At 67.7% G+C, this 23,863-nt stretch carries 22 protein-coding genes; 14 read left to right on the plus strand and 8 right to left on the minus strand.

Annotation, left to right across the window (positions count from 1 at the left end; all coding sequences use genetic code 11):
• Positions 1-30 precede the first annotated feature (30 nt).
• Positions 31-888, plus strand: a complete 858-nt coding sequence (locus tag BLT60_RS10280; protein ID WP_210185591.1) for a patatin-like phospholipase family protein — start codon at positions 31-33, stop codon at positions 886-888.
• Here the strand turns inward: BLT60_RS10280 and BLT60_RS10285 are convergent.
• The gene (locus BLT60_RS10285) at positions 871-2,304 is read right to left on the minus strand and encodes an MATE family efflux transporter (RefSeq protein ID WP_175478381.1); all 1,434 of its coding nucleotides are present in this window, start codon (positions 2,302-2,304) and stop codon (positions 871-873) included. The two genes, BLT60_RS10280 and BLT60_RS10285, sit on opposite strands and share 18 nt — an antisense overlap.
• 142 nt (positions 2,305-2,446) lie before the next feature.
• Between BLT60_RS10285 and BLT60_RS10290 the strand changes: the two genes are divergently transcribed.
• The 6 genes from BLT60_RS10290 (at position 2,447) to lpxK (ending at position 8,186) form a co-directional block, all read left to right on the plus strand.
• Positions 2,447-3,793 (plus strand): TldD/PmbA family protein, encoded by a 1,347-nt coding sequence (locus BLT60_RS10290; RefSeq protein ID WP_090876373.1) that lies wholly within the window; start codon positions 2,447-2,449, stop codon positions 3,791-3,793.
• Positions 3,794-3,796: 3 nt separating this feature from the next.
• A complete protein-coding gene (locus BLT60_RS10295; RefSeq protein ID WP_090876374.1) occupies positions 3,797-4,636 on the plus strand; it encodes a 3'(2'),5'-bisphosphate nucleotidase CysQ in 840 nt (279 codons plus the stop codon).
• Positions 4,614-4,889 carry a DUF4170 domain-containing protein gene (locus BLT60_RS10300; protein ID WP_090876375.1) on the plus strand — a complete coding sequence of 92 codons (276 nt, stop codon included), beginning with the start codon at positions 4,614-4,616 and terminating at the stop codon, positions 4,887-4,889. Before BLT60_RS10295 ends, BLT60_RS10300 begins: the two co-directional genes overlap by 23 nt.
• Before the next feature lie 258 nt (positions 4,890-5,147).
• Positions 5,148-5,846 (plus strand): lysophospholipid acyltransferase family protein, encoded by a 699-nt coding sequence (locus BLT60_RS10310; protein WP_090876377.1) that lies wholly within the window; start codon positions 5,148-5,150, stop codon positions 5,844-5,846.
• The gene (locus BLT60_RS10315) at positions 5,839-7,167 is read left to right on the plus strand and encodes a 3-deoxy-D-manno-octulosonic acid transferase (protein ID WP_090876378.1); all 1,329 of its coding nucleotides are present in this window, start codon (positions 5,839-5,841) and stop codon (positions 7,165-7,167) included. Before BLT60_RS10310 ends, BLT60_RS10315 begins: the two co-directional genes overlap by 8 nt.
• Positions 7,164-8,186: a tetraacyldisaccharide 4'-kinase gene (gene lpxK, locus BLT60_RS10320; protein ID WP_090876379.1), complete on the plus strand. Its 1,023-nt coding sequence runs from the start codon at positions 7,164-7,166 to the stop codon at positions 8,184-8,186. The genes BLT60_RS10315 and lpxK overlap by 4 nt, the downstream gene beginning before the upstream one ends.
• Here the strand turns inward: lpxK and BLT60_RS10325 are convergent.
• The 5 genes from BLT60_RS10325 to purD form a co-directional block, all read right to left on the minus strand.
• On the minus strand, positions 8,183-8,404 hold the full coding sequence (locus BLT60_RS10325; RefSeq protein WP_090876756.1) for a DUF2093 domain-containing protein: 222 nt from the start codon (positions 8,402-8,404) through the stop codon (positions 8,183-8,185). The two genes, lpxK and BLT60_RS10325, sit on opposite strands and share 4 nt — an antisense overlap.
• Positions 8,405-8,459: 55 nt before the next feature.
• Positions 8,460-11,462, minus strand: coding sequence for an AsmA family protein (locus BLT60_RS10330; RefSeq protein ID WP_090876380.1), 3,003 nt, complete (start codon positions 11,460-11,462; stop codon positions 8,460-8,462).
• 36 nt (positions 11,463-11,498) lie between these two features.
• Positions 11,499-13,286 carry a DNA mismatch repair endonuclease MutL gene (mutL, locus tag BLT60_RS10335; RefSeq protein ID WP_090876381.1) on the minus strand — a complete coding sequence of 596 codons (1,788 nt, stop codon included), beginning with the start codon at positions 13,284-13,286 and terminating at the stop codon, positions 11,499-11,501.
• A 142-nt stretch (positions 13,287-13,428) separates the two neighbouring features.
• On the minus strand, positions 13,429-13,779 hold the full coding sequence (locus BLT60_RS10340) for a hypothetical protein (protein WP_175478382.1): 351 nt from the start codon (positions 13,777-13,779) through the stop codon (positions 13,429-13,431).
• 59 nt (positions 13,780-13,838) lie between these two features.
• On the minus strand, positions 13,839-15,119 hold the full coding sequence (gene purD, locus BLT60_RS10345) for a phosphoribosylamine--glycine ligase (protein ID WP_090876757.1): 1,281 nt from the start codon (positions 15,117-15,119) through the stop codon (positions 13,839-13,841).
• A gap of 773 nt (positions 15,120-15,892) precedes the next feature.
• Between purD and ubiA the strand changes: the two genes are divergently transcribed.
• Entirely contained in the window at positions 15,893-16,840 is a 948-nt protein-coding gene (gene ubiA / locus BLT60_RS10350) for a 4-hydroxybenzoate octaprenyltransferase (protein ID WP_090876382.1), read from the plus strand.
• Positions 16,841-16,936: 96 nt separating this feature from the next.
• On the plus strand, positions 16,937-17,911 hold the full coding sequence (locus BLT60_RS10355; RefSeq protein WP_090876383.1) for a DnaJ C-terminal domain-containing protein: 975 nt from the start codon (positions 16,937-16,939) through the stop codon (positions 17,909-17,911).
• Between the two features lie 4 nt (positions 17,912-17,915).
• On the opposite strand, the gene BLT60_RS10360 is transcribed toward BLT60_RS10355, so the two are convergent.
• A complete protein-coding gene (locus BLT60_RS10360) occupies positions 17,916-18,875 on the minus strand; it encodes an L-threonylcarbamoyladenylate synthase (protein WP_090876758.1) in 960 nt (319 codons plus the stop codon).
• A gap of 110 nt (positions 18,876-18,985) precedes the next feature.
• Between BLT60_RS10360 and BLT60_RS10365 the strand changes: the two genes are divergently transcribed.
• The 3 genes from BLT60_RS10365 to BLT60_RS10375 are packed head-to-tail and all read left to right on the plus strand — an operon-like array spanning position 18,986 to position 22,476.
• Complete coding sequence (locus BLT60_RS10365) at positions 18,986-20,779, plus strand: acyl-CoA dehydrogenase family protein (RefSeq protein WP_090876384.1); 1,794 nt, start codon at positions 18,986-18,988, stop codon at positions 20,777-20,779.
• On the plus strand, positions 20,779-21,540 hold the full coding sequence (locus BLT60_RS10370) for an enoyl-CoA hydratase-related protein (RefSeq protein ID WP_090876385.1): 762 nt from the start codon (positions 20,779-20,781) through the stop codon (positions 21,538-21,540). The genes BLT60_RS10365 and BLT60_RS10370 overlap by 1 nt, the downstream gene beginning before the upstream one ends.
• A gap of 9 nt (positions 21,541-21,549) precedes the next feature.
• Positions 21,550-22,476, plus strand: coding sequence for a histone deacetylase family protein (locus BLT60_RS10375; RefSeq protein WP_090876386.1), 927 nt, complete (start codon positions 21,550-21,552; stop codon positions 22,474-22,476).
• 21 nt (positions 22,477-22,497) lie between these two features.
• On the opposite strand, the gene BLT60_RS10380 is transcribed toward BLT60_RS10375, so the two are convergent.
• Positions 22,498-22,758 (minus strand): cupin domain-containing protein, encoded by a 261-nt coding sequence (locus BLT60_RS10380; protein ID WP_210185592.1) that lies wholly within the window; start codon positions 22,756-22,758, stop codon positions 22,498-22,500.
• 205 nt (positions 22,759-22,963) lie between these two features.
• Between BLT60_RS10380 and BLT60_RS10385 the strand changes: the two genes are divergently transcribed.
• Positions 22,964-23,431, plus strand: a complete 468-nt coding sequence (locus BLT60_RS10385) for a MarR family winged helix-turn-helix transcriptional regulator (RefSeq protein WP_090876387.1) — start codon at positions 22,964-22,966, stop codon at positions 23,429-23,431.
• A gap of 112 nt (positions 23,432-23,543) precedes the next feature.
• Positions 23,544-23,804: an exodeoxyribonuclease VII small subunit gene (locus BLT60_RS10390; protein ID WP_090876388.1), complete on the plus strand. Its 261-nt coding sequence runs from the start codon at positions 23,544-23,546 to the stop codon at positions 23,802-23,804.
• Positions 23,805-23,863: the final 59 nt, after the last annotated feature.

The following is a 23,863-nucleotide window of genomic DNA, read 5'->3' on the forward strand; positions in this document are numbered from 1 at the left end:
GGCCCTTGCACGGGCGCGCGCAAGCCGCAAATGTCGATGATGAAACGGCAACCGAAAATCGGCCTTGCGCTCAGCGGTGGCGGTGCCCGCGGCTTCGGCCATATCCCGGTGCTGGAGGCGCTGGACGAGATGGGCATCCGCCCGACCGTCATCACCGGGACGTCGATCGGCGCCGTCATCGGGGCCGGTTACGCGGCCGGCATGACCGGCACCGACATCCACAATTACGCGCTCAGCCTGTTCAAGAACCGCACCGATGTCCTCGGCCGCCTGTGGCAGTTGCGGCCGAAGCGGATGCGGGATCTCTTCTCCGAGGCCGGCTTCGCGATCGTCCAGTTCGACGCCGAGCGGGTGATGGAGACATTCCTGCCGCCGGGCCTGCCCGACACCTTCGAGGACCTTGCCATACCGCTGAAGATCGTCGCGACAGACTTCTACGGCCGCAAGGAAGCCGTGCTCGATTCCGGGCCCCTGAAACCGGCGATCGCCGCGTCGGCGGCAATCCCGATGCTGTTCCGTCCGGTTCGCATAGGCGACCAGGTCATGGTCGATGGCGGGGTGATGAACCCGCTGCCCTTCGACCTGATCGCCGACGATTGCGACATCGTCATCGCGGTCGATGTCGTCGGCGGCCCGGTCGATCGCGGAAAGGGCATGCCGGGGTCGCTGGAGGCGATCTACGGCTCGACCCAGTTGCTGATGCAGTCGATCATGGCGGAAAAGATGCGTTGCGACCGGCCGCCCGAGGTCGTCATCTCGCCGCCGGTCACGTCCCGCGTCCTCGAATTCATGAAGGCCGCCAGCATCATTAACGGCGCGCAGCCGGTGAAGGACGACGTCAAGTCGCTGGTCGAAAAGGCGATGGCCCGGCTAACCGCCCGCCGCTGAATCGCCCCGGGCACGCGTCCCTCCGAACCAGTCCGCCATCGCGTTCCTGAACGACCGCGTTGGCCTTTCGTCGCCCAGTCGGCCGGTGACACGGTAGGCGACATAGAGGGCGCCGATGCCGAAGGGGATGCCGCCGATGAAGAAGCCGGCGAGGGCGCCTTGCGCTCCATGGAAATGGGCACCCAGCAGCACGAAGGGAACGGTGCCCACCGTCGCCCGCCCCCAGTTGAACAGGGTCGACAGCTTGGCGTGGCCGAGATTGTTGAACGCCGCGTTGGCGACATAGAGGCCGCCGGCGAAGACGAAAGTCAGTGCCAGGTAAGTGCTGAAATCCTCGAACAGGCTGGCGCCGTCGCCGGTGAGGCGGAAGCCGCTGACGATCCAGGACTGGATGGCGAACAGGATGGCGCAGACCGCGACGACGTAGATGGTGCTGATCGTCACCGCGTTGTTGAGGCTGGACCGCACCCGGTCGTAAGCGCCGGCGCCGAAATTCTGGGCAAGCACCGGACCGACCGCGCCGGACAGCGCGAACAGGCCGCCGAAGGCCACCGGGATCAGCCGGGATATCACCGTCCATCCGGCAATCGCCTGGTCGCCGAAGGGCGCGATCACGGCGGTCGCATAGCCGTTGCCGACCGGTGTCGCGATGTTCGTCAGGATCGCCGGGATGCCGATCCGGGCAAGCGGCCGGAAGTCGCGCATCACATGGGCCACCGTCGGCCGGGCGATCAGGTCGTGTTTGACGATCAGGATGCGGAGCGCATAGCCGACCATCGCCACCCGGGCGATCACCGAGGCAATGGCCGCGCCTGGCACGCCGAGGTCGAGCCCAAGGATCAGCAGCGGGTCGAGGATCATGATGACGACGCCATAGGCAAGCGTCGTGTACATCGAGCGCCTGGCGTCGCCGACCGCTCGCAACAGGCCGGTGAAGCACATGCCGAGGCCGAGCAGCGGCGTCGTCGGCAGCACGATCCACATGAAGACCGCCGCGACCGAATGCGCCTCGCCGGTCGCCCCGATCAGCGTCAGTTGCTCATTGACGAAGGGCATGGTCGCCAGCGTGGCGCCGCCGCTGACGATGATCATCCAGACGATCGCCGAACCGGCCATCTCGCGGGCGTAAGGACGATCCTCTGCCCCGAGTGCCCGCGCGACGAGCGCCGTCGAGGCGATCATCACGCCGATTGTCAGCGAGGTGTAGAAATAGATCAGCGCCGAGGCATAGCCGACGGCTGCCGTCAGGCTCGTGTCGTCGAGGAGCGATATGTAGAAGAGGTTGAGGAAGTCGACGACGAAGATCGCCACCAGTCCGGCCGACCCGGCGGCCGCCATGACCAGCACATGGCGCATCGTCGAACCCGTGACGAATCGTGCCTTCTGGGGCGAGGCACCGGCAACGGGTGTCGACATCGATGGTCCTGAGGCTGAACGCAGGCGGGGCGGTCTGGCGACCGCGGGCGCAACATAGGACTCCGGCGGTAGCCGCGCAAATCGGCCGCGCGGCTTGCCCGAGAGCCACAACGGCCATACATCAGGGCGCCAAGGAGCCATCATGACCGAAATCCTCGACCAGTCCGACCTCACCGACCGCGCCGCCCGGCTGGTCGAAGCCGCCCGCAAGGCAGGCGCCGACTCCGCCGACACCGTCTGTGTGCGCGGCGTCTCCCTGTCGGTGGACATGCGCCTTGGCAAGGTCGAGGAAACGCGCCGCGCCGAGGGTGACGATTTCACTCTGCGCGCCTTTGTCGGCAAACGCTCCGCCACCGTCTCGGCGAATGTGCTGGCCGACCCAGCCGAACTCGCCGAGCGCGCCGTCGCCATGGCGCGCGTCGCCCCGGAAGACCGGTTTGCCGGGCTTGCCGACCCCGACCGGCTGCTCAAGACCTTCGATGACGATCTCGACCTGCTCGACGAGACGATCCCCCAGGCGGCGGAGCTGACCGAGGCCGCGCTCGCGGCGGAAGACGCCATGCGGGCGGTCGAAGGCGTCGCCAATTCCGGTGGCGCCAGCGCCGGCTGGTCGCTCGGCGGCATGGTGCTGGCGACGTCCGGCGGTTTCGTCGGCTCCTACCTCACCTCGCGCTTCAGCCTGTCCGCATCGGCGATCGCCGGCGCGGGCACGGCGATGGAGCGCGACTACGACTATGCCATGCGCACGCATCGCGCCGATCTCACCGATCCGGCGACAATCGGCCGCAACGCCGGCGAGCGTGCGGTGCGCCGCCTGAACCCCGTCAGCTACGCCACCGGCCGCACCACCGTCGTGTTCGACCCGCGGGTGGCGACCGGCTTCCTCGGCAGTCTCGCCGGCGCGGTCAACGGCGCCTCCATCGCCCGCAAGACCAGCTTCCTTCGCGAGAAGCTCGGCACGGCGATCTTCCCGACAAGCATCAATGTCACCGACGACCCGATGCGGCCGCGCGGGCTTGCCTCGCGTCTGTTCGACGGGGAGGGCGTCCGGCCGGAGCCGCTCGAGATCGTCAAGGACGGCGTGCTGCAGACCTGGTTCCTCGATTCGGCGACGGCGCGCGAACTCGGGCTCGAAACAAATGGCCGCGCCTCGCGCGGCGGCGGCAACCCGTCGCCCGGATCCACCAACCTGACGATGGCGCCGGGCGAGCAGTCGCCGGAGGACCTCATGGCGTCGATCGGCGAGGGGCTTTACGTCACCGAGATGATCGGCCACGGTGCCAACCTGCTCACCGGCGACTACAGCCGTGGCGCGGCAGGCTTCGCCATCCGCGACGGCAAGCTGGCCGAACCGGTGAGCGAGATCACCGTCGCCGGCAATCTTGCCGACATGTTCCTCAACCTCGTTGCCGCCTCGGATCTCGAATATCGCTTCTCGGTCAACGCGCCGACGCTGGCGGTCGAGGGCATGACGGTCGCGGGGCAATAGCCGGTGGCGTCGCCGGAACACGATGACCTCGAACTACTGAAGTCGGCGGGCAAGGAAGCCGGCGATCTCGCGCTGTCCTATTTCCGACGCGACCCGCAGGTTTGGCTGAAGGAGGGCGGCTCGCCGGTCAGCGAGGCGGATATCGCCGTCGACCAGCGGCTTTCGGACATTCTCCGTGCCGCCCGGCCGGACTACGGCTGGCTGTCCGAGGAGACCGTCGACAGCCCGGAACGGCTCGGGCGGCAGCGCGTCTTCGTCGTCGATCCGATCGATGGCACCCGCGCCTTCCTCGCCGGCCACGACGAGTGGACGGTATCCCTGGCGATTGTCGAGAATGGCCGGCCGATCTCCGCCGCGCTTGTCGGTCCGGCACTTTCGGTCAACTACAGTGCGACCGTGGGCGGCGGCGCCTTCAACAATGGCCGGCGGCTTGCCTTCACCCCGGCCACGGGCCTCGGCGGGGCCCGTTTCGCCAGCGCGACGCGATACACACGAGAAGTCGAGGCCGAAAGCGGCAGCCGCACCCGGCCGCGGTATGTTCCGTCGCTGGCCTACCGGCTGGCGTTGGTGGCGAGCGGCGAAATCGATGTCGCCATCGTCCGGCCAACCGCCCGGGACTGGGACCTTGCGGCCGCCGATCTTTTGGTGCAGGAAGCCGGAGCGCGGCTGAGCGATCTGTCAGGCAAGCCCTTGCTCTATAACGCGAGGCACACAGGGCACCCGACGCTGGTCGCGACAGCGCCGGAACTCTTTGACCAGGTCGTGAATTTGGTCAACACGGTCCACGCGCGTCACGAAACCGAAGGACAGGAAAAGCGACATGGCGGAGACGCGCGAAGCTAGATCGGATCGTCAGCCGCAGCTGCTCCACCTTGTCTTCGGGGGCGACCTCGAGGACATCGAGGGCATCCGCTTCACGGACCTCAACGACGTCGACATCGTTGGTGTCTTTCCGAACTACGCTTCGGCATTCGACGCGTGGAAGAGCAAGGCCCAGGCGACGGTCGACAACGCCCGGCGGCGCTATTTCATCGTCCACCTGCACCGCCTCCTCGATCCCGAGACCGACGGCCAGCCGGACGCGTCGGGCCGGTAGCTTTTTTCTGTCGCTTATCGAAGCGGGCTCGGCCCGGACACATTGGTCTGTCGTCCTGTCTCGAGGGACAGTTCCTTATCCTTCTCCAGAGTGTGCCTTGGGCGTGAATGGTCGGTTTCAGTGAAGACGGTTGAGAAGAACGAAACGCCCGCCACTGCGAAACCTGCCGCCGAAACGACGAAGTCCGAGGCGTCGGCCGGGGCACCCGCCGCCAGGCCAGCCCTCAAGTTGCCGAAAAAGTCCCGTCGCAAGCCGAGATTGTCCACCCGTGTCCTGCGCAGCCCGGGGGTGCAGAAGTCAATCGCCAGTCTCGCCGTCGGCTATCTGCGCCTCGTCAACCGCACCAGCCCGCTCGTCTTCGATCCGCCGGATCCCTACGACAAGTATATCCATCTCGCGCCGGTGATCTTCACCATGTGGCACGGTCAGCATTTCATGCTGCCTTTCGCCCGCATCTTCGATTTCGACGCGCGCGTCCTGATTTCCAAGCACCACGATGGCGAGATCAACGCCCTGGTCGCGCAGAAGCTGGGGATCAAGACAATCCGTGGATCAACCGCCCGCAACCCTTCCCGGATGATGGAAAAGGGTGGCATGGTCGGCTTCCTGGAAATGAAGGCGGCGCTGGAGGAAGGCGCCTGTGTCACGATGACCGCCGATATCTCGAATCTCGCCGCCCGGCGCGCCGGGATGGGGATCGTCACGCTGGCTCGGGTCAGCGGCCGGCCGATCGTACCGCTCGCCTATGCGAGCAGCCGGCGGATCGACGTGACCAGCTGGGATCGGTCGACCATCAACCTGCCCTTCGGGCGCTCGGTCTGCGCCGTGGGCGAGCCGGTATCGGTGCCGCCGGATGCCGACCAGGCGACGCTCGAGGCAAGCCGGCAAGCGGTCGAGACGGCGTTGAACGAGGCCACCGATCGCGCCTACGGAATCGTCGACCGCCGCAATGGCTAGCCTGATCGCCAACGCAGCCTTTGGTGTCTACCGGGTCTTCGGCAGTTTCGTCGTTCGCCCGCTTGCGCCGCTTCTCCTGCGCTACCGCGTCTCGCGCGGCAAGGAAGACGAGACCCGTCTCGACGAACGCTACGGCCGCGCTTCCCGCCCGCGCCCGGACGGGCCGGTCGTATGGATCCACGCCGCGAGCGTCGGCGAGACGAACGCGGTCCTGCCGCTGATCAAGGAACTCGTCGCGTCCGGCCGCTCGGTGGTCTTCACCACCATCACCCTGACCGCTGCGCGGATCGCCGAACAGCGGCTGCCGCCGGGGGCCGTGCACCAGTTCTCGCCGATCGACGTCAGGTGCTGGGTCAAGGCCTTCCTCGCCCACTGGCGGCCGGAACTGGCGCTGTTCGTCGAATCCGAACTGTGGCCGCAGGCGATCCTCAACCTGTCACGGGCCGCTATTCCGCTGGTCATTGTCAACGGGCGGCTGTCGAGCCGATCCTACGCCGGCTGGCGTCGCCGGTCGTCGATCGCCGAAGTCCTGTTCTCGCGGGTCAGCCTGTGCCTGGCACAGACCGAACGCGACGGCGAACGGTACCGGATGCTGGGCGTCCCCTCGGTCACGGTGACCGGCAACCTCAAGTTCGACACGCCGCCGCCGGGAGCCGACGCGACGGCCCGCGCAGCGCTTAAGGCGGCGATCGGCAGCCGGCCTGTCTGGCTCGCCGCCAGCACCCATCCGGGCGAGGAGGAGATCGTCGCCGCGGCCCACAAGCTGATGGCCGACCGCCATCCCGGCCTGCTGACGGTGATCGTGCCCCGCCACCCGCATCGCGGTCCCGAACTGGTGGCAGCGCTGTCGGCCACCGGCCTGTCGGTCGCCCGCCGTAGCGACGACCCGACGCTATCGACATCGCCAGACATCTATGTCGCCGACACGCTTGGCGAACTCGGGCTGTTCTATCGCCTCGCCCCCGTCGCTTTCGTCGGCGGGTCGCTGGTCGATCACGGCGGCCAGAACCCCATCGAGCCGGTCGAACTCGGCGCGGCGATCCTCCACGGCCCCCACGTCCAGAATTTCGCCGACGTCTATGCCGCGCTCGACGAGCTGGCGCCGGGGAGTTGCGTCACCGATGCCGGGACGCTGGCCGAAAACGCCAGCGCGCTGATCGCCGACGCCGGGGCGCGGGACACGTCCGTCGCCAGCGCCCGGGCAGCACTTTCGCCGTTTCGCGGCGCCCTCGACCGGACGATGCTCGCGCTGCTGCCAACCTTTGCCCCGCCGGCCAAGCCGCCCGTGGTGCCGGTCGGCCTGGAGCCGGCCCGGTCGTGACCGCGGCGCCGTCCTTCTGGTGGCGTGCGCGCCCCGGCCCGGCAGCGCTTGCCCTGTGGCCTATCTCGAAGATCTGGGGCCAGAGTTCGGCCATGCGGATGAACAAGCCGCCGCTGTTCCGGCCGCCGGTGCCGGTGATCTGCGTCGGCAACTTCGTCGTCGGCGGCGCCGGGAAGACCCCGACCGCGATTGCCCTGGCAAGGATCGCGCGACGCCAGGGCCTCAAGCCCGGCTTTCTCGCCTCCGGCTACGGTGGCAGCGAAGCCGGCCCGATGATGGTCGATGCCGCAACCGACACCGCGGACCGGGTAGGCGACGAGCCGTTGCTGCTGGCGGCGGTCGCGCCGACCGCCATCGGCAAGGATCGCGCCGCCTCGGCTCGCATCCTGCTCGAACACGGCGTCACCGTCATCATCATGGATGACGGTTTCCAGAATCCGACGCTGGCCAAGGACGTCTCCTTCGCCTGCGTCGATGCCGGGGCCGGCATCGGCAACGGCATGATGATCCCGTCCGGTCCCTTGCGCGCACCGCTCGACCTGCAGCTTCGCCGCGCCGACGCGCTGATCGTCATCGGCGACGGAGACCGGGCGGATCCGCTGATCCGGGCCGCGGCGCGGAGCGGTCGGCCGACGCTGCGCGCGGCGCTCAAGCCGGTGCGGGTCAGGGAATGGCGCAAGACGCCGATTCTTGCCTTCGCCGGGATTGGCCGGCCGGAAAAATTCTTCGCCAGCCTGCGCGACATCGATGCGCCGCTGACCGAGACCGTCGGGTTCCCCGATCACCACCGCTTTGACGTCGCCGAGGCGGGACGGCTCCTGGCGAAGGCCGATGCCGGAAATCTTCGGCTGGTGACCACCGAGAAGGACCTGATCCGGCTGAAGGGGGCGACCGGTCGCCTGGCGGATCTGCGCGACCGCGCGGAGGCCTTTCCGATCGTCCTCGAATTCGAGAACCCGGTCGCTGCCGACGAGATGGTGCGGGATGCCGTACTCGGAGCGGCCGTGGGGTCCGGCTAGCCGGCCCTGGCTTCGCCTTCGCGGGCGAGCGACGCCGCGGCGTCGGCATAGGCCTCCTGGCGAAGGACGCTCCAGTATTTCAGCTCGTCGAGCGGAATCTCGAGCCCGGTCACCGCGCAGCGGACAAATCCACCGGGCGTCACCACCTGGAAATCGCCATCGAGATAACGAAGCGTCGCTTCGCCGCCGCGGCCTGATCGTTCAATACGGTTCATCATCATCCGACCATAGCCGCGCCCCGCCCGGATAGGCAATTCGCCGTTTTGCCGCTCCTCAATTCTTGAGGAGATCGAGGACCTGACCGACCGGGTCGTTCTTGTCCTTCTTGTTGTTCTTGCCCTTGCCCTTGCCCTTGTCGGAATTCTTGTCACCGCCGCCGACGGCGTTGCCGAGGAGATCGCCGCCAATGTCGCGAATCTGATCGATCGCGCCCTGCGGGTTCTCCAGCACGCCCTGGATCTCCGGGTAGATCTTCGGCTTGGCCAGCGGCCCGTCGATACGGACCGGCACGGCAAAGTCCTTGAGCTGCCCCTTCTTTCCGGACGCGATCTGCGCGTTGACCCGATAGCTGACGGCCTGGGCCGGGATGTCGATCGTTCCAGCCCCGTTCAGCGCGAATTGCGGCCCGGCCATCACCAAATCCTTGTTGGTCAGGATGCCGTTGGTGATGGTGAAGGTTGCGTCGATCTGGGAGAATTCCGTGCGATCGTTGCCCGGCTGCCAGCCGAGCAGGGAGTTCAGCGACAGGCTCTGCAGCATCTTTGGAATGTCGATGCCGAGGATCGCACCATTGCGGACAGCCATCGCGCCCTTGCCGGATAGCGACTTCGACAGCGCCATCTGGCTCTTACCCGACGTCTGGAGGTCGAAGGTGAAGCTGCCGGCGCCCTCGACCCGCTTGAAGCCGAGCGCATCCGCCAGGAACGGTTTGGCGTGGACATTCTTGAGGTTGAATGAGGCGGCGAGCGACGGCACCGCCGCCGCGCCGTCGACGGCCACGGTGCCGGTGCCGGTGCCTGAATAGAGCGCCATTTCGGTCAGGTTGGCGTTGAGCTTGCCGCCGGCAAGCTTCACCGTCAGCGCAGACGGGCCGATCTTGATGTCGTCGGCGATGATGCTGTCGGCGCGCAGGTTGAGGTCGGCATCCACCGCCCGCAACCCGGAGAAGTCCACCGGCGTATCGGCGCCTCCACCACCACCGCCCCCACCACCGCCGCCGCCACCCGGCTTGCCGTCGGCGGTGCCGGCGGCGACCAGGTAGGGCGTCACGTCGAGGACCTTCATCGCCAGGCCCGCGGTGACCTTCGGCTTGTCACCGAAGACGATGGCGCCAGTGCCGAGGCCGCTCGACTTGTCGAGGGTGAAGGCGGTCTTGTCGAAGGAGAAGCGGTCGGGTGCGAGCGACACCGTGCCGTCGATCGAGAAGGCTCCCAGCCCGCCGCCGGCCCCGATCGGCTGGCCGATCCAGGCCATCAGGTTGCGCAGCGATGGCGTCGACAGGGCGACCTTGCCGGTACCGACGCCATCGGCGCTGGCGATGCCGGCGAAACCGATCTTCAGCCGGTTCGAGGTCGCATTGACCGAGACCTGGGTTTCCTTGCCCTCGGCCAGCGCCCGCGCGTCGCCCTTGGCGACGATGGTGAAGCGCTCGCCGCGCCAGGTCATACCGCCATCGACGGCGACGGGGGAGGCGAGCGAGGCGAAACTCGCCGTGATGTCGATATCCTGGAGCGAGTCGGCGGCCGCGTCGCCGCCGACGAAGTCCGCAAGGCCGAGACCGGTGACGGTTCCGTCGCTGAGCGAGACTGCGCCGCTGGCATCGAGATTGGCGACGAACTGGTCGACGGTGGCGCCGGAGGTAGCGAAGTTGACGTTGAGCCCGGCGGTGCCGGTGACCGGCGCATCGGTCTCCGCAAGCGCCATCAGGCCGGCGAGGTCGAGGCCGGCGAGCTTGACCGAGCCGCTGATCGCCGGTGTCGCCCCGCGCGCGTCGACCGTCACCGCGCCCGAACCCGGCGCGCCGCCGACTTCGACCGAGCGGATGGTGGTGGTCAGGACGCTGCCGGCGAGCTTCAGGTCCATCGCCAGGTTGGCGAGCGTCGCCGCGCCGACGACCACCTGGCTGGTGGAGAAATCGACATTGGCGTCGAACATGCCGAGCGCCGACAGGTCGATCGCGCCGTCATCCGCCGTGGTACTTTCGGCAGCGGCCGGCGTGAACAGCGCGGTATCGATCGGACCGGCGGCGACCTTCAGGCCGATGCCCGGCTTCGCGCGGTCGTAGACCACCCGCACCCCGCCATCGACAGGGATGCCGCCGATCGCGCCGGTGAACTGGCCGATCAGCAGGCTCGACGCGTCGACCGCCAACGGGCCGGAGAGGGAGAACTCGGCGAAGGCGGGCGCATCCGGCAGGTCGACACCGAAACCCTGCAGGAAACCGCGGAGCGACGATCCCTTCGCCTCGACCGTTCCCTCCATCAACGATGCACCGTCCAGCGCAACGCCCCTGGCCGTCAGGCTGCCGCCATCGTCGGAAAGGGTCAGTTCGACCGGGATGCGCTCGAGCAACTGAGCGGCCGGACGCTCGCCGATCGTAAGCGCGATCTTCTGTTCGCCGCCATACCAGACGAAGTCGCCCTCGACGGTTCCGGCGCCGACCATGTTCGGCATGCGGATATCGAGGTTGAGCGCCTTCAGCGTCTCCTCGGTGCCGCTGGCGAGATCGCGGTAGGTCAGCGTGCCGTCGACAATCGTCACCCGGCCGATGGTCAGGTTGTCGAGGGCGGCCAGCGCGTCGCTCGCCGCGCCGTCGCCGACGCTCGGTACGGGCTCTGCCGCGATCAGGTCCTCGATGCTGTTCGGATCGGTCGGGGCAGGGCCATCGGCGGCGGCGGCCGCGCCGGTCCAGTTGCTCTGGCCCGCCTCGTCGAAGGTGACGAGAATCTTCGGGCGCTCGATCGTCACGCCGGTGATCTCGACATTGCCGGCCAGCAGCGGGAAAAGGCCGAGGCCGAAGGAGACGGAGTCGACGCTGAAGGCTTCCGAATCGCCGGTCAGCCCGGCAAGGCCGACGCCCTTCGCCGAGAGGCTGGGGCTGGGCAGGACGCTGACCGACACCGGCCCGTCGATCCGCACGTCGCGGCCGGTCGCCGACTCGATCCGCGCGATCAGTTCGTTCTTGACGGTTTCGGACGGGATGATCAGCGGCAGGGCGAACAGCCCGACGACAATCAGCACGACGACGACGATCAATCCGATCAGGAGCTTTTTCACGTCAATTGGCCTTCCTGTCGATCCGCTGTCCGGCGCCTAGCGGCGGCCGAAGAGGCGCTCGATATCCGCAAGTTTCAATTCGATATAGGTCGGACGTCCGTGATTGCATTCGCTGGCATTGGGCGTTGCCTCCATCTCGCGAAGCAGGGCGTCCATCTCCTCCGGCTTCAGCCGGCGGCCGGAGCGCACCGAGCCGTGGCAGGCCATCGTTGACGCGACACGGTCAAGGCGGTCGCGCAGGCTGACGGCCTTGTCCCATTCGGCGATCTCCTCGGCGAGATCGCGGACGAGCCCGGCGGCGTCCATGGCGCCAAGCATCGACGGCGTCTCGTGAATCGCCACGGCGCCCGGACCGAAGCGCTCGACCACAAGACCGAACTCGGCGAGTTCGGCGGCGCGGTCGACGATCCGGTCGGCGTCGTCGGAGGCGAGGTCGACGATCTCGGGGATCAGCAGGATTTGCCGGGCGATGCCGTGGTCGGCGAGGCCGCGCTTGAGACGCTCATAGACCAGGCGCTCGTGGGCGGCATGCTGGTCGACGATGACCAGTCCGTCACCGGTCTGGGCGACGATGTAGTTCTCGTGGAGCTGGGCGCGGGCGGCGCCGAGCGGCCGGGCCATGGTGAGCGGCTCGGGCTCGGTGTGGCGGATATCGGCCGACGGCCGGTCGGCGTCCCGGAAGGCGGCCTGCACCTCTTCGGCGAAGCCTGGCGCCAGCGCCGCGTTGCCCGATGTGCCGCCGGTCGGTCGCCACGGCGCGGCCCAGGATTGCGCCGCCCGTTCCGGCCGGAAGGCGGCGATGGTCGCGCCGGTCGCCGTCGTCGACGAGCGAAGGCCGCTGCGTGCGAAGGCTTCGCGGATCGCGCCGACGATCAGCCCGCGCACCATCCCGGCGTCGCGGAAGCGGACATCGGCCTTGGTCGGATGGACGTTGACGTCGACCTGGCTCGGATCGACATCGATGAACAGCGCGGCGACCGGGTAACGGTCGCGCTTCATCAGGTCGGCATAGGCGCCGCGCAGCGCCCCGAGCAGCAGCTTGTCGCGCACCGGCCGGCCGTTGACGAACAGGAACTGGGCGAGGCTGTTGGCCCGGCTGTAGGTCGGCACACCGGCAAAGCCCTTCAGCGTCGTATCCTGGCGGCCGGCGTCGATGGCGATCGAATTGCTGCGGAAATCCGCCCCCATGATCTGGCCGAGCCGGGTGAGTTGGGCATCGCCTCCGGTCGCCGCCGGATAGTCGAGGCTTGACCGGTCGCTGCCATTCAGCGCGAAGCGGATGCCGGGATGGGCCATCGCCTGGCGCTTCACCACGTCGGTGATCGCCGCCGATTCGGCCCGTTCCGACTTGAGGAATTTGAGCCGCGCCGGCGTCGCGAAGAACAGGTCGCGCACCTCGATCCGGGTTCCGGTCGACAGCGCCGCCGGTTTGACGTCGCCGACCCGGCCGCCCTCGACGCTGATCTCGAAGGCCGAGTCGGTGCCGCGCTTGCGGGAGGTGACGGAGAGCCGCGCCGCCGCGCCGATCGCCGCCAGCGCCTCGCCGCGAAAGCCGAGCGAGCGGATGTCGTCGAGCCCGCCGTCGAGCTTGGAGGTGCAGTGGCGTTCGACCGCCAGCGCCAGTTCGTCGGGGCCCATGCCGCCGCCATCGTCGCTGACCCGGATCAGGGTCGAGCCGCCACCGGCGGTGACGACGTCGATCCGCGTCGCGCCGGCATCGATGGCGTTCTCGACGAGTTCCTTGACGACGCTCGCCGGCCGCTCAACCACCTCGCCGGCGGCGATGCGGTTGACCATGTCCTCGCTGAGACGGCGGATCGGCATGGAGAATCAGTGTCCTTTGCCGCGATTCTGGCCGAATCATTGGGGCGAAGGAAGGGCGCGCGGGCGATTGGTGAGGGGAAACCCGCCCGCGAAACCGGAACGGCAGCCGCGGGCGGGAAACAGGGACCAGGTCAGTGGTCGGTCAGGTCTCGGTCGTCAGGATGGCGGCGCAACCGCGCGAGACACCGCTGACGGCATCCTCGGCGCCCGGCATGACGGCCCAGCCGCCTTCTTCGATGAACTTGGGCTGCTGATAGGAGCTCAAAGCGGTCAGTTCGGCGAGCTTTGCCGCCGAGTCGGGCTGGGCATTGAATTGAATGGCGCAGATCGGCGACAACACGCTGACAACAGCCGTGTCGGCATTCTTCTCCGCTTGTTCGCGCGCCGTGGCGCCCGTTACCCATCCGCCCCAGGCGAATCCAATGATAGCGAGCACGACGGCACCACCCGCCGCGCCCAGGAGGGCTGGCTTGATTTCCGGTCCAATTTTCATGGTTGCAGACCCTTTCGGTCCCGGGGAGAGAAATCCCACCCGTCCGTCAGGGTAACAGGTTAACGCACGCCACGGTCGGAAATCGCCCGCCAGCCGATGTCCCGGCGGCAGAAGCCTTCTGGCCAGACGATCCGGTCCACCGCTTCATAGGCCAGGGCCTGGGCCTCGGCGATGGTCGCGCCGGTCGCCGTGACGTTGAGCACCCGGCCGCCATTGGCGACCAGGCGACCGTCCTGGAGGCCGGTGCCGGCCTGGAACACCTTGACGCCGGACAGGCCGTCGGCCGCGCCGATGCCGTCGATCGCGCTGCCCTTGGCGTAGGCGCCGGGGTAGCCCTGCGCCGCCATGACGACCGTCAGGGCGGATTCCTCGCGCCAGTTCGCCGACACGCCGGAAAGCCCGCCGGTGGCGGTGGCATAGAGGAGGTCGACAAGGTCGCTGTCGAGCCGCATCATCATCGGCTGGGTTTCGGGATCGCCGAAGCGGACGTTGTATTCGATCAGCTTCGGCCCGGCGTCGGTGATCATCAGCCCGGCGTAGAGCACGCCCTGGAACGGCGTGCCTCGATCGCGCATCGCTTTCACAGTAGGCCGGATGATCTCGTCGAGCGTCCGCTCGACCAGCTCCGGCGTCATGATCGGGGCGGGCGAATAGGCGCCCATGCCGCCGGTATTCGGCCCGGTATCGCCTTCGCCGACCCGCTTGTGGTCCTGCGCGGTGGCCAGCGGCAGCACCGTCTCGCCATCGGTCAGCGCGAAGAAGCTCGCTTCCTCGCCGACCAGGCATTCCTCGACCACCACTTCGGCGCCGGCTTCGCCAAAGGCCCCGGCGAAGCAGTCGTCGATGGCGGCCAGCGCCTCGTCGATCGTCGCGGCGACGGTGACGCCCTTGCCGGCAGCGAGCCCATCCGCCTTGACCACGATCGGCGCGCCCTGTTCCCGGGCATAGGCCTTCGCCGCCTCGGCGTCGGTGAAGCGGCCATAGGCGGCGGTGGGAATGCCGGCCTCGGCGCACAGGTCCTTGGTGAAGCCCTTGGAGCCTTCCAGCGCCGCCGCCGCAGCACTGGGTCCGAAGGCCGGGATGTCGAAGGCGGCGAGCGCGTCGACGAGACCGGCGACCAGCGGCGCTTCCGGGCCGACGACGACGAGGTCGATCTGCTTGTCGCGGCAGAGGCGCGCGACGGCATCGTGATCCGCCACGTCCAGCGCAACGATATCGGCGCATTCGGCGATGCCGGGATTGCCGGGCGCCGCATAGAGCTTCGCCAGCCGTGGCGACTGGGCCAGTTTCCACGCAAGCGCGTGTTCACGCCCGCCAGAGCCGATGAGAAGGATATTCATGCCAAGCGATTTCTTTCGTTTCGTGCTGCTTCCATGGGGCAGGACCCGCGTCGCCACCTCGATGACACCGCGCGCCAGCGCAAGCTCGACCAAGTCGTTCACAATCGCAAGGACCGGAAGGACGAAGCGGGCATAGACCGAGACATAGGACAACTGCCCCTGCTCGCCCAAGGCGCGGGCATACGCGTCGAGGCGTGACGGCGCGGTGAGAATGACGAAGGCGATCCAGGTGACGAGAAACGCGATCCAGACGCCCTGCAGCCATCGTTGAGTCGAGAAGGGGCCGAGGACGAATAGTCGGCGGAACGCTCTTGTCAGCCAGTTTCTCGAAGCAGCTTCGGCGGGCGTCGGAACGAGCAGGACGACGGCGATTTCAAGGGCGATCCGGTAGAGCGCAAGCTGCGCCAGCAACCTGAAGGGAGACGCCATCAGGAACAGGGCGAGCTGCTCAAGATCGAGGGTGTCGGCGCGCTGGAGAACCGACTCGATCGGCTGGTCCAGGATCCACGTGAATTCGTAGCCGATGCGGATCAGCGAAGGCAGCAGGATCGCGAGCCAGATGAGCCTCAGCACCGCAAGGGTGAGAAGCGGCCTTACCGACAAGATAGCCTTAAGCCTTTGCAGCAACCGTCACCGCTCTCTCATTGGTGTTGCCCGCTACTTTGCGTTGACCGCCTCTACGGGGTGCCTCTACAGGCGGGCCGACGCGTTGGCTAGTCCGCCGACGTAGGGTCACGCTTCAAAACGCTCTCTGCTTCGGCTACCAAACGCTCATGGGTTCCGCGCCAAACACCAATGCCGCCGTCGCCGATGCCGTGCGCGGCAACTGGGTCGACCGTTACCTGCCGGCGGCCGCCAAGCCCTTCGCGCGGCTGGCGCGGCTCGACCGGCCGATCGGCTGGTGGCTGCTCATGTGGCCGTGCTGGTGGTCGACGGCGCTGGCCGCCGATGCGGCGGGCGCGGCGTGGCCGAACCCCTGGTATCTGCTGCTTTTCCTGATCGGCGCCATCGCCATGCGCGGCGCCGGCTGCACCTATAACGACATCGTCGATCGCGACCTCGATGCCCAGGTGGCGCGGACCCGGTCGCGGCCGATCCCCAGCGGCCAGGTCACCGCCCGCCAGGCGGCGGTCTTCATGGTGGCGCTGGCGATTGTCGGGCTCGTCGTTCTCTTGCAATTCAACGGCTTCGCCATTCTCGTCGGCTTCGCCTCGCTGGCGGCGGTCGCGATCTATCCCTTCCTCAAGCGGGTGACGAGCTGGCCGCAACTCGGCCTCGGCATCGCCTTTTCCTGGGGGGCGCTGATGGGGTGGGCGGCGGTCTTCGGCCGGCTCGATCTGGCGCCGATCCTGCTCTATCTCGGCGGCATCGCCTGGACCATCGGCTATGACACCATCTACGCCCACCAGGATCGCGAGGACGACGCGCTGGTCGGGGTCCGCTCGACTGCCCGACTCTTCGGAGCGCGGACCAAGCCGTATCTCACCGTTCTCTATGGACTGGCGACGCTGCTGTTCGCCGGGGCTTATCTGGCAGCCGGGGCAGGGGTCCTGGCCTTCGTCGGCCTTGCCCTCGGCGCCGTCCACCTCGGCTGGCAGGTCAGGACGCTGAGCGCCGCAGATCCCGAAAACTGCCTCAGGCTCTTCCGTTCGAATCGCGACTATGGCTGGATCGTTTTCGCCGGACTGGTCGCCGATTGCGCGCTGAACGCGATGAATTAACGCTTTCGTGCTGGAATCCGGCGCGTCCGGTTCCCATATCGAGGGCGGAATCACCGCATTCCGCCCATCCGCCACCGCTGTTACTATTCTGGAATCATGCGCGATCCCTATTCAATCCTGGGTGTGAGCAAGACCGCGAGCGAGTCGGAGATCAAGTCCGCTTTCCGCAAGCTTGCCAAGAAGTATCACCCCGACGCCAACAAGAACGAGCCGAAGGCCAAGGAACGCTTCAACGAGGCGAACGCGGCCTATGAAATCCTTGGCGACAAGGAGAAGCGCGGTCAGTTCGATCGCGGTGAGATCGATGCCGACGGCAAGCCCAAGTTCCAGGGCTTCGAGGGTTTCGGCCATCCCGGTGGCGGTCAGGCCCGTCCCGGTGCCGGCGGCGCCCGAAACTTCCGCTGGTCGACCGGTGGCGCCGACGGCGATCCCTTTGCCGCCGACGACGTGCTCAACGAGATCTTCAGTGGCTTCGGCCGTGGCCGCGGCGGGCCGGGCGCCGGGGCCGGTGCGCGCCCCCGGCCGCAGCCGGTCAAGGGCGAGGACATCAACGCGACCGTCGCGGTGACACTGGAGCAACTGGTCAGCGGCGAGAAGGCCCGCGTCGACCTGCCGACCGGCCGCACCGTCGATGTCGCCATTCCGCCGGGGACCACCTCCGGCAAGGTCATCCGCCTGCGCGGGCAGGGACGGGCCGGCGTGCTCGGCGGCCCCGCCGGCGACGCACGGGTGACGGTCGAGTTTGTCCCCCATCCGCATTTCCGCGTCGAGGGCGACCTGCTGCGCCGCGAGGTCAACATTCCGCTGGAGGATGCGGTGCTCGGAGGCAAGGTCCGCGTGCCCACCCTCGAAGGTGAGGTCTCGATGAACGTCCCGGCCAATTCCGGCGGCGGCAAGTCGCTGCGTCTCAAGGGCAAGGGATTGCCCAAGGCCGGCGGCGGGCGCGGCGATCTGGTCGTGACGCTGCGAATCGTCCTGCCGGAGGGCGGCGATCCCGAACTCACCGCGCTCATGAAGAAGTGGCGCGAGAGCGGGCAGGACCGCGCCAGCGATTCCGAGGAAGCAGCGTAGCGGGTCAGCCGCGTGGCGCCGCCGCCCGCGTCAGGCGGTCATTGATCGCTTCGCCGAGACCGTGATCCGGGATCGGCGCGACGGCGATGGTGGCGGCCGTCCCATCCAGTTCCCTGAGTGCCGAGAACAGCCGTGCCGCCGCCTCGCCGAGGTCGCCGCTGCGGCTGAGATTGATGGTTGCGGCCGCCTGCTCCGCGCCGGCCGGCAAAGGCTCTCCGAAGGCGAGCAGCGCTTCGCCCGGGCGCACCGTTTCCGCATTGAGCCGCACATGCGCCGCCGGCGCGTAATGCGACCGCAGCATGCCGGGCGCCACCGGCGCGTTGGCCTCCGCCGGTGCCGCCAGTGGTCGACCGATCGCCGCTTCGATGGCGTCGCGTGGCACGCCGCCGGAGCGGAGCAGGCGCGGCGTCTCGTCGGTCAGGCCGACGATGGTCGATTCGACACCGATCCCGGTCGGACCCGCATCGAGGATGACCGCGACCCGGTCGCCGAGATCGGTGGCGACATGGGCGGCGGTGGTCGGGCTGACATGGCCGGAGCGATTGGCGCTTGGTGCGGCGACCGGTCGGCCAAAGGCCGTGATCAGGGCGCGGGCGACGGGGTGGGCTGGCACCCGCAGGGCGATGGTATCGAGGCCCGCGGTGGCAAGATCGGCGATCGCCGCCGACCTCCGCCTCGGCACGACGAGGGTCAGCGGCCCGGGCCAGAAGGCTTCGGCAAGAGTCCGCGCGAGGGGCGGAAATGTGCCCAGCCCCATTGCTGCCTCAATTGAAAAATCGTGTATAATCAGTGGATTGAATCGAGGTCTTGACTTGGTGCTGTAGATCCCCGCGATCGCCTCGCCGCTCGACGCGTCGGCGGCGAGGCCATAGACGGTCTCCGTCGGCATGCCGACCAGCGCGCCTCGCCGCAGTGAGTCGGCAGCGGCGGCGATGCCGGCGTCGAAGCGCGCGGGATTGCTCATCTCGAAGATTTCGGGCAAGCCCGGCATGAGGAAATCGGTCCCGAAAAGAAGACGGCGGGTTGTCGCCGCTCGGACCGCGCCCGGTCAAGCCCGGCAGTTGGGGAGGACGCATGGCCTTCGAGGCGCCCGTCGCCGAAATCTTGTTCTCGATGCGCGAGATCGCCGGGCTCGACGAAGCCATTCTTGGCGATGTCGGCTTCGAGACCGTTGAGATGATCCTTGCCGAAGCCGGTCGCTTCGCCGAGGCAGAACTTGCCCCGCTCAATCGGGTCGGCGACCGCCAGGGCGCCGTCTTCGCCGATGGCGCAGTGACCACCGCGCCGGGTTGGAAGCAGGCCTTCGCCCGATTCGCTGCCGCCGGCTGGAGCGGGGTCAGCGCGTCGGAACGCTGTGGCGGTCAGGACCTGCCGGTGATGGTCGAGATGGCCCTCCAGGAACTCTGGAATGCAGGCTCCGCCGCCTTCGCCACCGGCCCCATGCTGTCGGCCGGCGCGATCCTCGCGCTGGAGGCGCATGCGTCCGACGACCTGAAGCAGAGTTGCCTGCCGAAGCTCGCCGCCGGGACATGGACCGCGACGATGAACCTGACCGAGCCGCAGGCGGGGTCCGATCTCGGTGCGCTGACGACGCGGGCCGAGCGGGCGGAGGATGGCTCCTATCGCATCACCGGCCAGAAGATCTTCATCAGCTACGGCGAACATGACCTCGCCGAGAACATCGTCCACCTGGTGCTGGCCCGCCTGCCCGACGCGCCGGCCGGCACGCGCGGCATCTCTATGTTCGTCGTGCCGAAGTTCCTGGCCGACGAGGGGGGCGGCCTCGGCGCGAGGAATGCGGTTGCCGCGACCGGCGTCGAGCACAAGCTCGGCCTGCACGGCTCGCCGACCTGCACGATGGTCTATGACGGGGCGGTCGGCTATCTCGTCGGCGAGGAGCATCGCGGCCTCGCCTGCATGTTCACGATGATGAACGTCACCCGCCTGTCGGTCGGCATCCAGGCTGTTGGCGTTGCCGAGCGGGCGACCCAGGAGGCACTGGCCTATGCCCGCGAACGGCGTCAGGGCCGGGCTCCGGGTCACACGGGCGAGGGGATGAGCCGAATCATTGACCATCCCGATGTCCAGGCGATGCTCCTGCGAATGACCTCAGTCACAGCCGCGTCGCGGGCGATCTGTTACGCCTGCGCCCATGCAATCGACATGAGCCGCAGGGGGAGCGATGCCGATCGGATTTTCTGGACCGAAAGGGCGGCCCTGTTGACGCCGATCGCCAAGGCCTTCGCCAGCGATGCCGGGATCGAGGTCGCCTCACTGGGGATTCAGGTTCACGGCGGCGCCGGCTATATCGAGGAGACCGGCGCGGCGCAGCATTTGCGCGACGTCCGGGTTTTCGCGATTTACGAGGGAACGAACGGCATCCAGGCGATCGACCTCGTCAGTCGCAAGCTGCCCCTGTCGGATGGCAAGGCCGTCGGCTGTCTTCTCGACGATTTATCCGGCATGATCGGGGATCTGAATTCCGCCCGGGGCGACGAGATTCGGAATATGGGCGATCATCTGGCGACAGCCCTCGCCGACCTCCGGGCAGCGACCGACCACGTGATGACGCTGACGCGCGACGGCCGACACGACGAATCGCTGGCCGGCGCGACGTCCTATCTCCGTCTGTTTGGTCTTGTTCTTGGCGCCGGGCTGCTCGCGAAGGGCGTGCTCGCGAAAGGAAGCACTGTATACAACGATCGGATGGTTGCGGTGGCCCGCTATTTCGCGGAGACCATACTGGGAGAGGCGACCGGGCTTCGGCGTGCGGCGATGGCTGGCACCACCGGGCTCGGGGCGGATGCGGCGGCAGTGTTTTCTCATGGTCCGGTGACCAACGACAAAGGCGAGGGAAACAAGCGCTGATGGACGAGCATATTTCGGTCGATGTGACGGAAGGGGTGCAGACGATCCGCATCGACCGCCCGGAGAAAAGTAACGCTCTCACCGCCGAGATGTACGAGGCCGCCGCCGATGCCCTGGCGCTGGCCGACCACGATACGGCGGTCCGCGCGGTTCTCTTCGCCGGCATGCCGGGCGTTTTCACCGCGGGCCACGACGTCGACGAACTGCGCCAGTACCTCGACTCCAGCACATTTGGCGAAAGCCCGGTCCGGTTCATGAAAACCCTGGCGACGGTGGACAAGCCGGTCGTCGCCGCGGTCGACGGGCTGGCCGTCGGCATCGGCACCACGATGCTCTTCCACTGCGATTTCGTCGTCGCCAGCGAGTGGTCGATCTTCTCGTCACCATTCGCCGATCTCGGCATGCCGCCGGAGGCGGGGTCGAGTCTTCTGGCGCCGGGAATCATGGGGCACCACTTCGCCTTCGAACTCCTGGTGATGGGTGAGCAGTTCGACGCCCAGCGCGCCCTCGCAGTGGGACTGATCAATCGTGTGGTGGTGCCCGAGGACCTTGATTCGGTCGCGCTCGGCTATGCCCGCGCCCTGTCCGCCAAACCGCCGCAGGCGGTACGTCTTGCCAGGCGGCTCCTGCGGGGCGATCGTCGGGACGTTGTCAACCGGATCGGCCTGGAGGCGGGCAGCTTTCCGGAACTCATGCATTCCCCGGCGGCGCATGACGCGCTGCTGGCCTTTCTCGATCGGAATCGGGACCAGTTTTCCTGAGGTTCGCCAGTGACTACCCTGCTTGTCACGGATGATGTTTTCCTTGAGCACAAGGTGCCGGAGGGCCATCCCGAACGCCCCGAGCGCCTGCTGGCCATCACCGACGCGCTGGCCGACGGGCGTTTCGCGGCGCTGGATCGGCGCGGCGCCCGGCCGGTCGACGACGCGACCCTGGCGACGGCCCATACCGAGGCCTATGTCGCGAGCGTGCGGGCCGCGATCCCGGAAAGCGGGGAGGCGACCCTCGACGCCGATACCTACGTCTCGCCCATGAGCTTTGTCGCGGCCGCGAGTGGCGCTGGCGGCGCCTGCCAGGCAGTCGACGCGGTGATTGCCGGCGAGGTGTCGAATGCCTTCTGCGCCAGCCGACCGCCGGGCCATCACGCCGAGGCCGACCGGGCCATGGGCTTCTGCCTTTTCGCCAATGCCGTCATCGCCGCCCGGCATGCCCAGCGCGTTCACGGCGCCGAGCGCGTCGCGATCATCGACTGGGACGTCCATCACGGCAACGGCACCCAGGCCATTGTCTGGTCGGATCCTTCGATTCTCTATGGCTCGACCCACCAGATGCCACTCTATCCGGGGACCGGCGCTGCCTCGGAGACGGGAGCCGGCAACATCTTCAATGCGCCGCTGGCACCCGAGTCGGGTGGCGCCGAGTTCGAGGAGGCGTTCTCGAGTGTGCTCCTGCCGGCGGTGAATGCTTTTGCACCGGACCTCATCATCATCTCGGCCGGGTTCGACGCCCATTGGCGCGACCCGCTTGCCTCCCTGAACCTGCGGGAGGAGGACTTCGCCTGGGCGACCGGCGAAGTGATGCGGCTCGCCGACAGGCATTGCGGCGGGCGGATCGTCGGCCTGCTTGAGGGCGGCTACGACCTGCAGGGCCTCTCCGCCTCTGTCGCCGCGCATGTCGAGACCCTGATGAAGGCCTGACGGGACGGGCTTCAGACGACCTCATTCGGCCCAAGGCGGCGTGAAAGGCTCGCCGCCGGGCAACGATGCCCTTCCGCCGACCGGCAGCACGGCAACCGCCTCGAACGGCTCCGGGCCGGGATTGGACAGCGAGAAGTCCGTGTCGGCCGGGACGATCACAGCGCTGCCCGCGGTGAAATCCGCCTCGCTGCCGCCAATCGAGACGCGCGCCGCCCCCGATATGGCGACGATGACTTCCTCCCGGCTCAGGCGGTGCGGATTGGCCGGCGTGCCGGGCTGCATGACGACGCGCCAGACGGACGTCTTGAGGGCGCCGCGGCTTGGTGCCGCCAGGCCGGTGAAGGTAACGCCGGAAGATCGAAGGTGGGGGCCAACTCGGCCGAAATGATAGGCATCGATGCCTCCTCATGTTTGCGAAAGGACGGGTTTGCCGTTTTGCGCCGGCAAGATATGGTCAAGTGACTTGACTATAATGAGGGAGTGCTAGTTGGTCAAGAAACTTGACGAAAAAGACTGGCCGGAAGTCCTGGATCATGTCGGCTGGCGACTCTGGCAGGCGACCCAGCGCTGGAAACGCGAGCTTGACGACGGCCTCGTCGCGATGGGGTATCCGTGGGCCGCCGATGCGCGTGCGAATGTCATCATGCATGTCGGCCGGTCCGGCATCCGCCAGTCCGACCTCGTGCGGCGGATGGGCCGCAGCAAGCAGGCGGTCCAGCAGCTTCTCGACGCCCTCGTCGACGATGGCATCGTCGAGCGCAAACCGGATCCCGGCGACAGTCGCGGCCGGCTGATCGTCTTCACCGCCGCGGGGCGCAGGCTGCTCGCCGATTCCAACCGGGTGAAGCAGGAAATCGAAGCCGACTACCGCGCGGTGCTGGGCGAGAAGCGATTTCGCGACTTCATGGACATGCTGGCGGAACTGAACGGGCGACCGCCGGACTCCGGACGCTGAAGGTTGGGAGAGGGCGCGGGGGTTGGCCGACTCGGCCGCGCCACATATAGATGGGCGGAGACCAAAAGCCTGCCGAGCCGTCCGTCCCGAAGCGGCGGCCAAAGGAGACCGAATGCCGGACAACCCGCCCACGCCCGTCAGCGAACTGTCTTTCGAGACGGCGCTTGCCGAACTCGAATCGATTGTCCAGCGGCTGGAGCAGGGCAAGGTCGACCTTGAGGAATCGATCTCGATCTACGAGCGCGGCGAAGCGCTGAAGGCGCATTGCGAGAAACTGCTCAAGGAAGCCGAGGGCCGCGTCGACAAGATCCGGCTCGGCGCCGACGGCAAGGTGGCCGGGACTGCCCCCCTCGACGAAGAGACGCCCTTCTAGGACGGGTTGCCTGCCGGGACCGCGGCATTATCTGTTGGTTCTGCCGCGAAGGAGATCCA

The sequence above is a fragment of the Bauldia litoralis genome (assembly GCF_900104485.1).
Taxonomy (GTDB): Bacteria; Pseudomonadota; Alphaproteobacteria; order Rhizobiales; family Kaistiaceae; genus Bauldia; species Bauldia litoralis.

Bases quoted from the DNA above. Each gene is read 5' to 3' on its own strand.
- BLT60_RS10280 (WP_210185591.1), top strand. From the start codon at position 31: ATGTCGATGATGAAACGGCAACCGAAAATCGGCCTTGCGCTCAGCGGT.
- BLT60_RS10285 (WP_175478381.1), bottom strand. From the start codon at position 2,304: ATGTCGACACCCGTTGCCGGTGCCTCGCCCCAGAAGGCACGATTCGTC.
- BLT60_RS10290 (WP_090876373.1), top strand. From the start codon at position 2,447: ATGACCGAAATCCTCGACCAGTCCGACCTCACCGACCGCGCCGCCCGG.
- BLT60_RS10300 (WP_090876375.1), top strand. From the start codon at position 4,614: ATGGCGGAGACGCGCGAAGCTAGATCGGATCGTCAGCCGCAGCTGCTC.
- BLT60_RS10315 (WP_090876378.1), top strand. From the start codon at position 5,839: ATGGCTAGCCTGATCGCCAACGCAGCCTTTGGTGTCTACCGGGTCTTC.
- BLT60_RS10325 (WP_090876756.1), bottom strand. From the start codon at position 8,404: ATGATGAACCGTATTGAACGATCAGGCCGCGGCGGCGAAGCGACGCTT.
- mutL (WP_090876381.1), bottom strand. From the start codon at position 13,286: ATGCCGATCCGCCGTCTCAGCGAGGACATGGTCAACCGCATCGCCGCC.
- BLT60_RS10340 (WP_175478382.1), bottom strand. From the start codon at position 13,779: ATGAAAATTGGACCGGAAATCAAGCCAGCCCTCCTGGGCGCGGCGGGT.
- purD (WP_090876757.1), bottom strand. From the start codon at position 15,119: ATGAATATCCTTCTCATCGGCTCTGGCGGGCGTGAACACGCGCTTGCG.
- ubiA (WP_090876382.1), top strand. From the start codon at position 15,893: ATGGGTTCCGCGCCAAACACCAATGCCGCCGTCGCCGATGCCGTGCGC.
- BLT60_RS10355 (WP_090876383.1), top strand. From the start codon at position 16,937: ATGCGCGATCCCTATTCAATCCTGGGTGTGAGCAAGACCGCGAGCGAG.
- BLT60_RS10360 (WP_090876758.1), bottom strand. From the start codon at position 18,875: ATGAGCAATCCCGCGCGCTTCGACGCCGGCATCGCCGCCGCTGCCGAC.
- BLT60_RS10365 (WP_090876384.1), top strand. From the start codon at position 18,986: ATGGCCTTCGAGGCGCCCGTCGCCGAAATCTTGTTCTCGATGCGCGAG.
- BLT60_RS10370 (WP_090876385.1), top strand. From the start codon at position 20,779: ATGGACGAGCATATTTCGGTCGATGTGACGGAAGGGGTGCAGACGATC.
- BLT60_RS10380 (WP_210185592.1), bottom strand. From the start codon at position 22,758: ATGCAGCCCGGCACGCCGGCCAATCCGCACCGCCTGAGCCGGGAGGAA.
- BLT60_RS10390 (WP_090876388.1), top strand. From the start codon at position 23,544: ATGCCGGACAACCCGCCCACGCCCGTCAGCGAACTGTCTTTCGAGACG.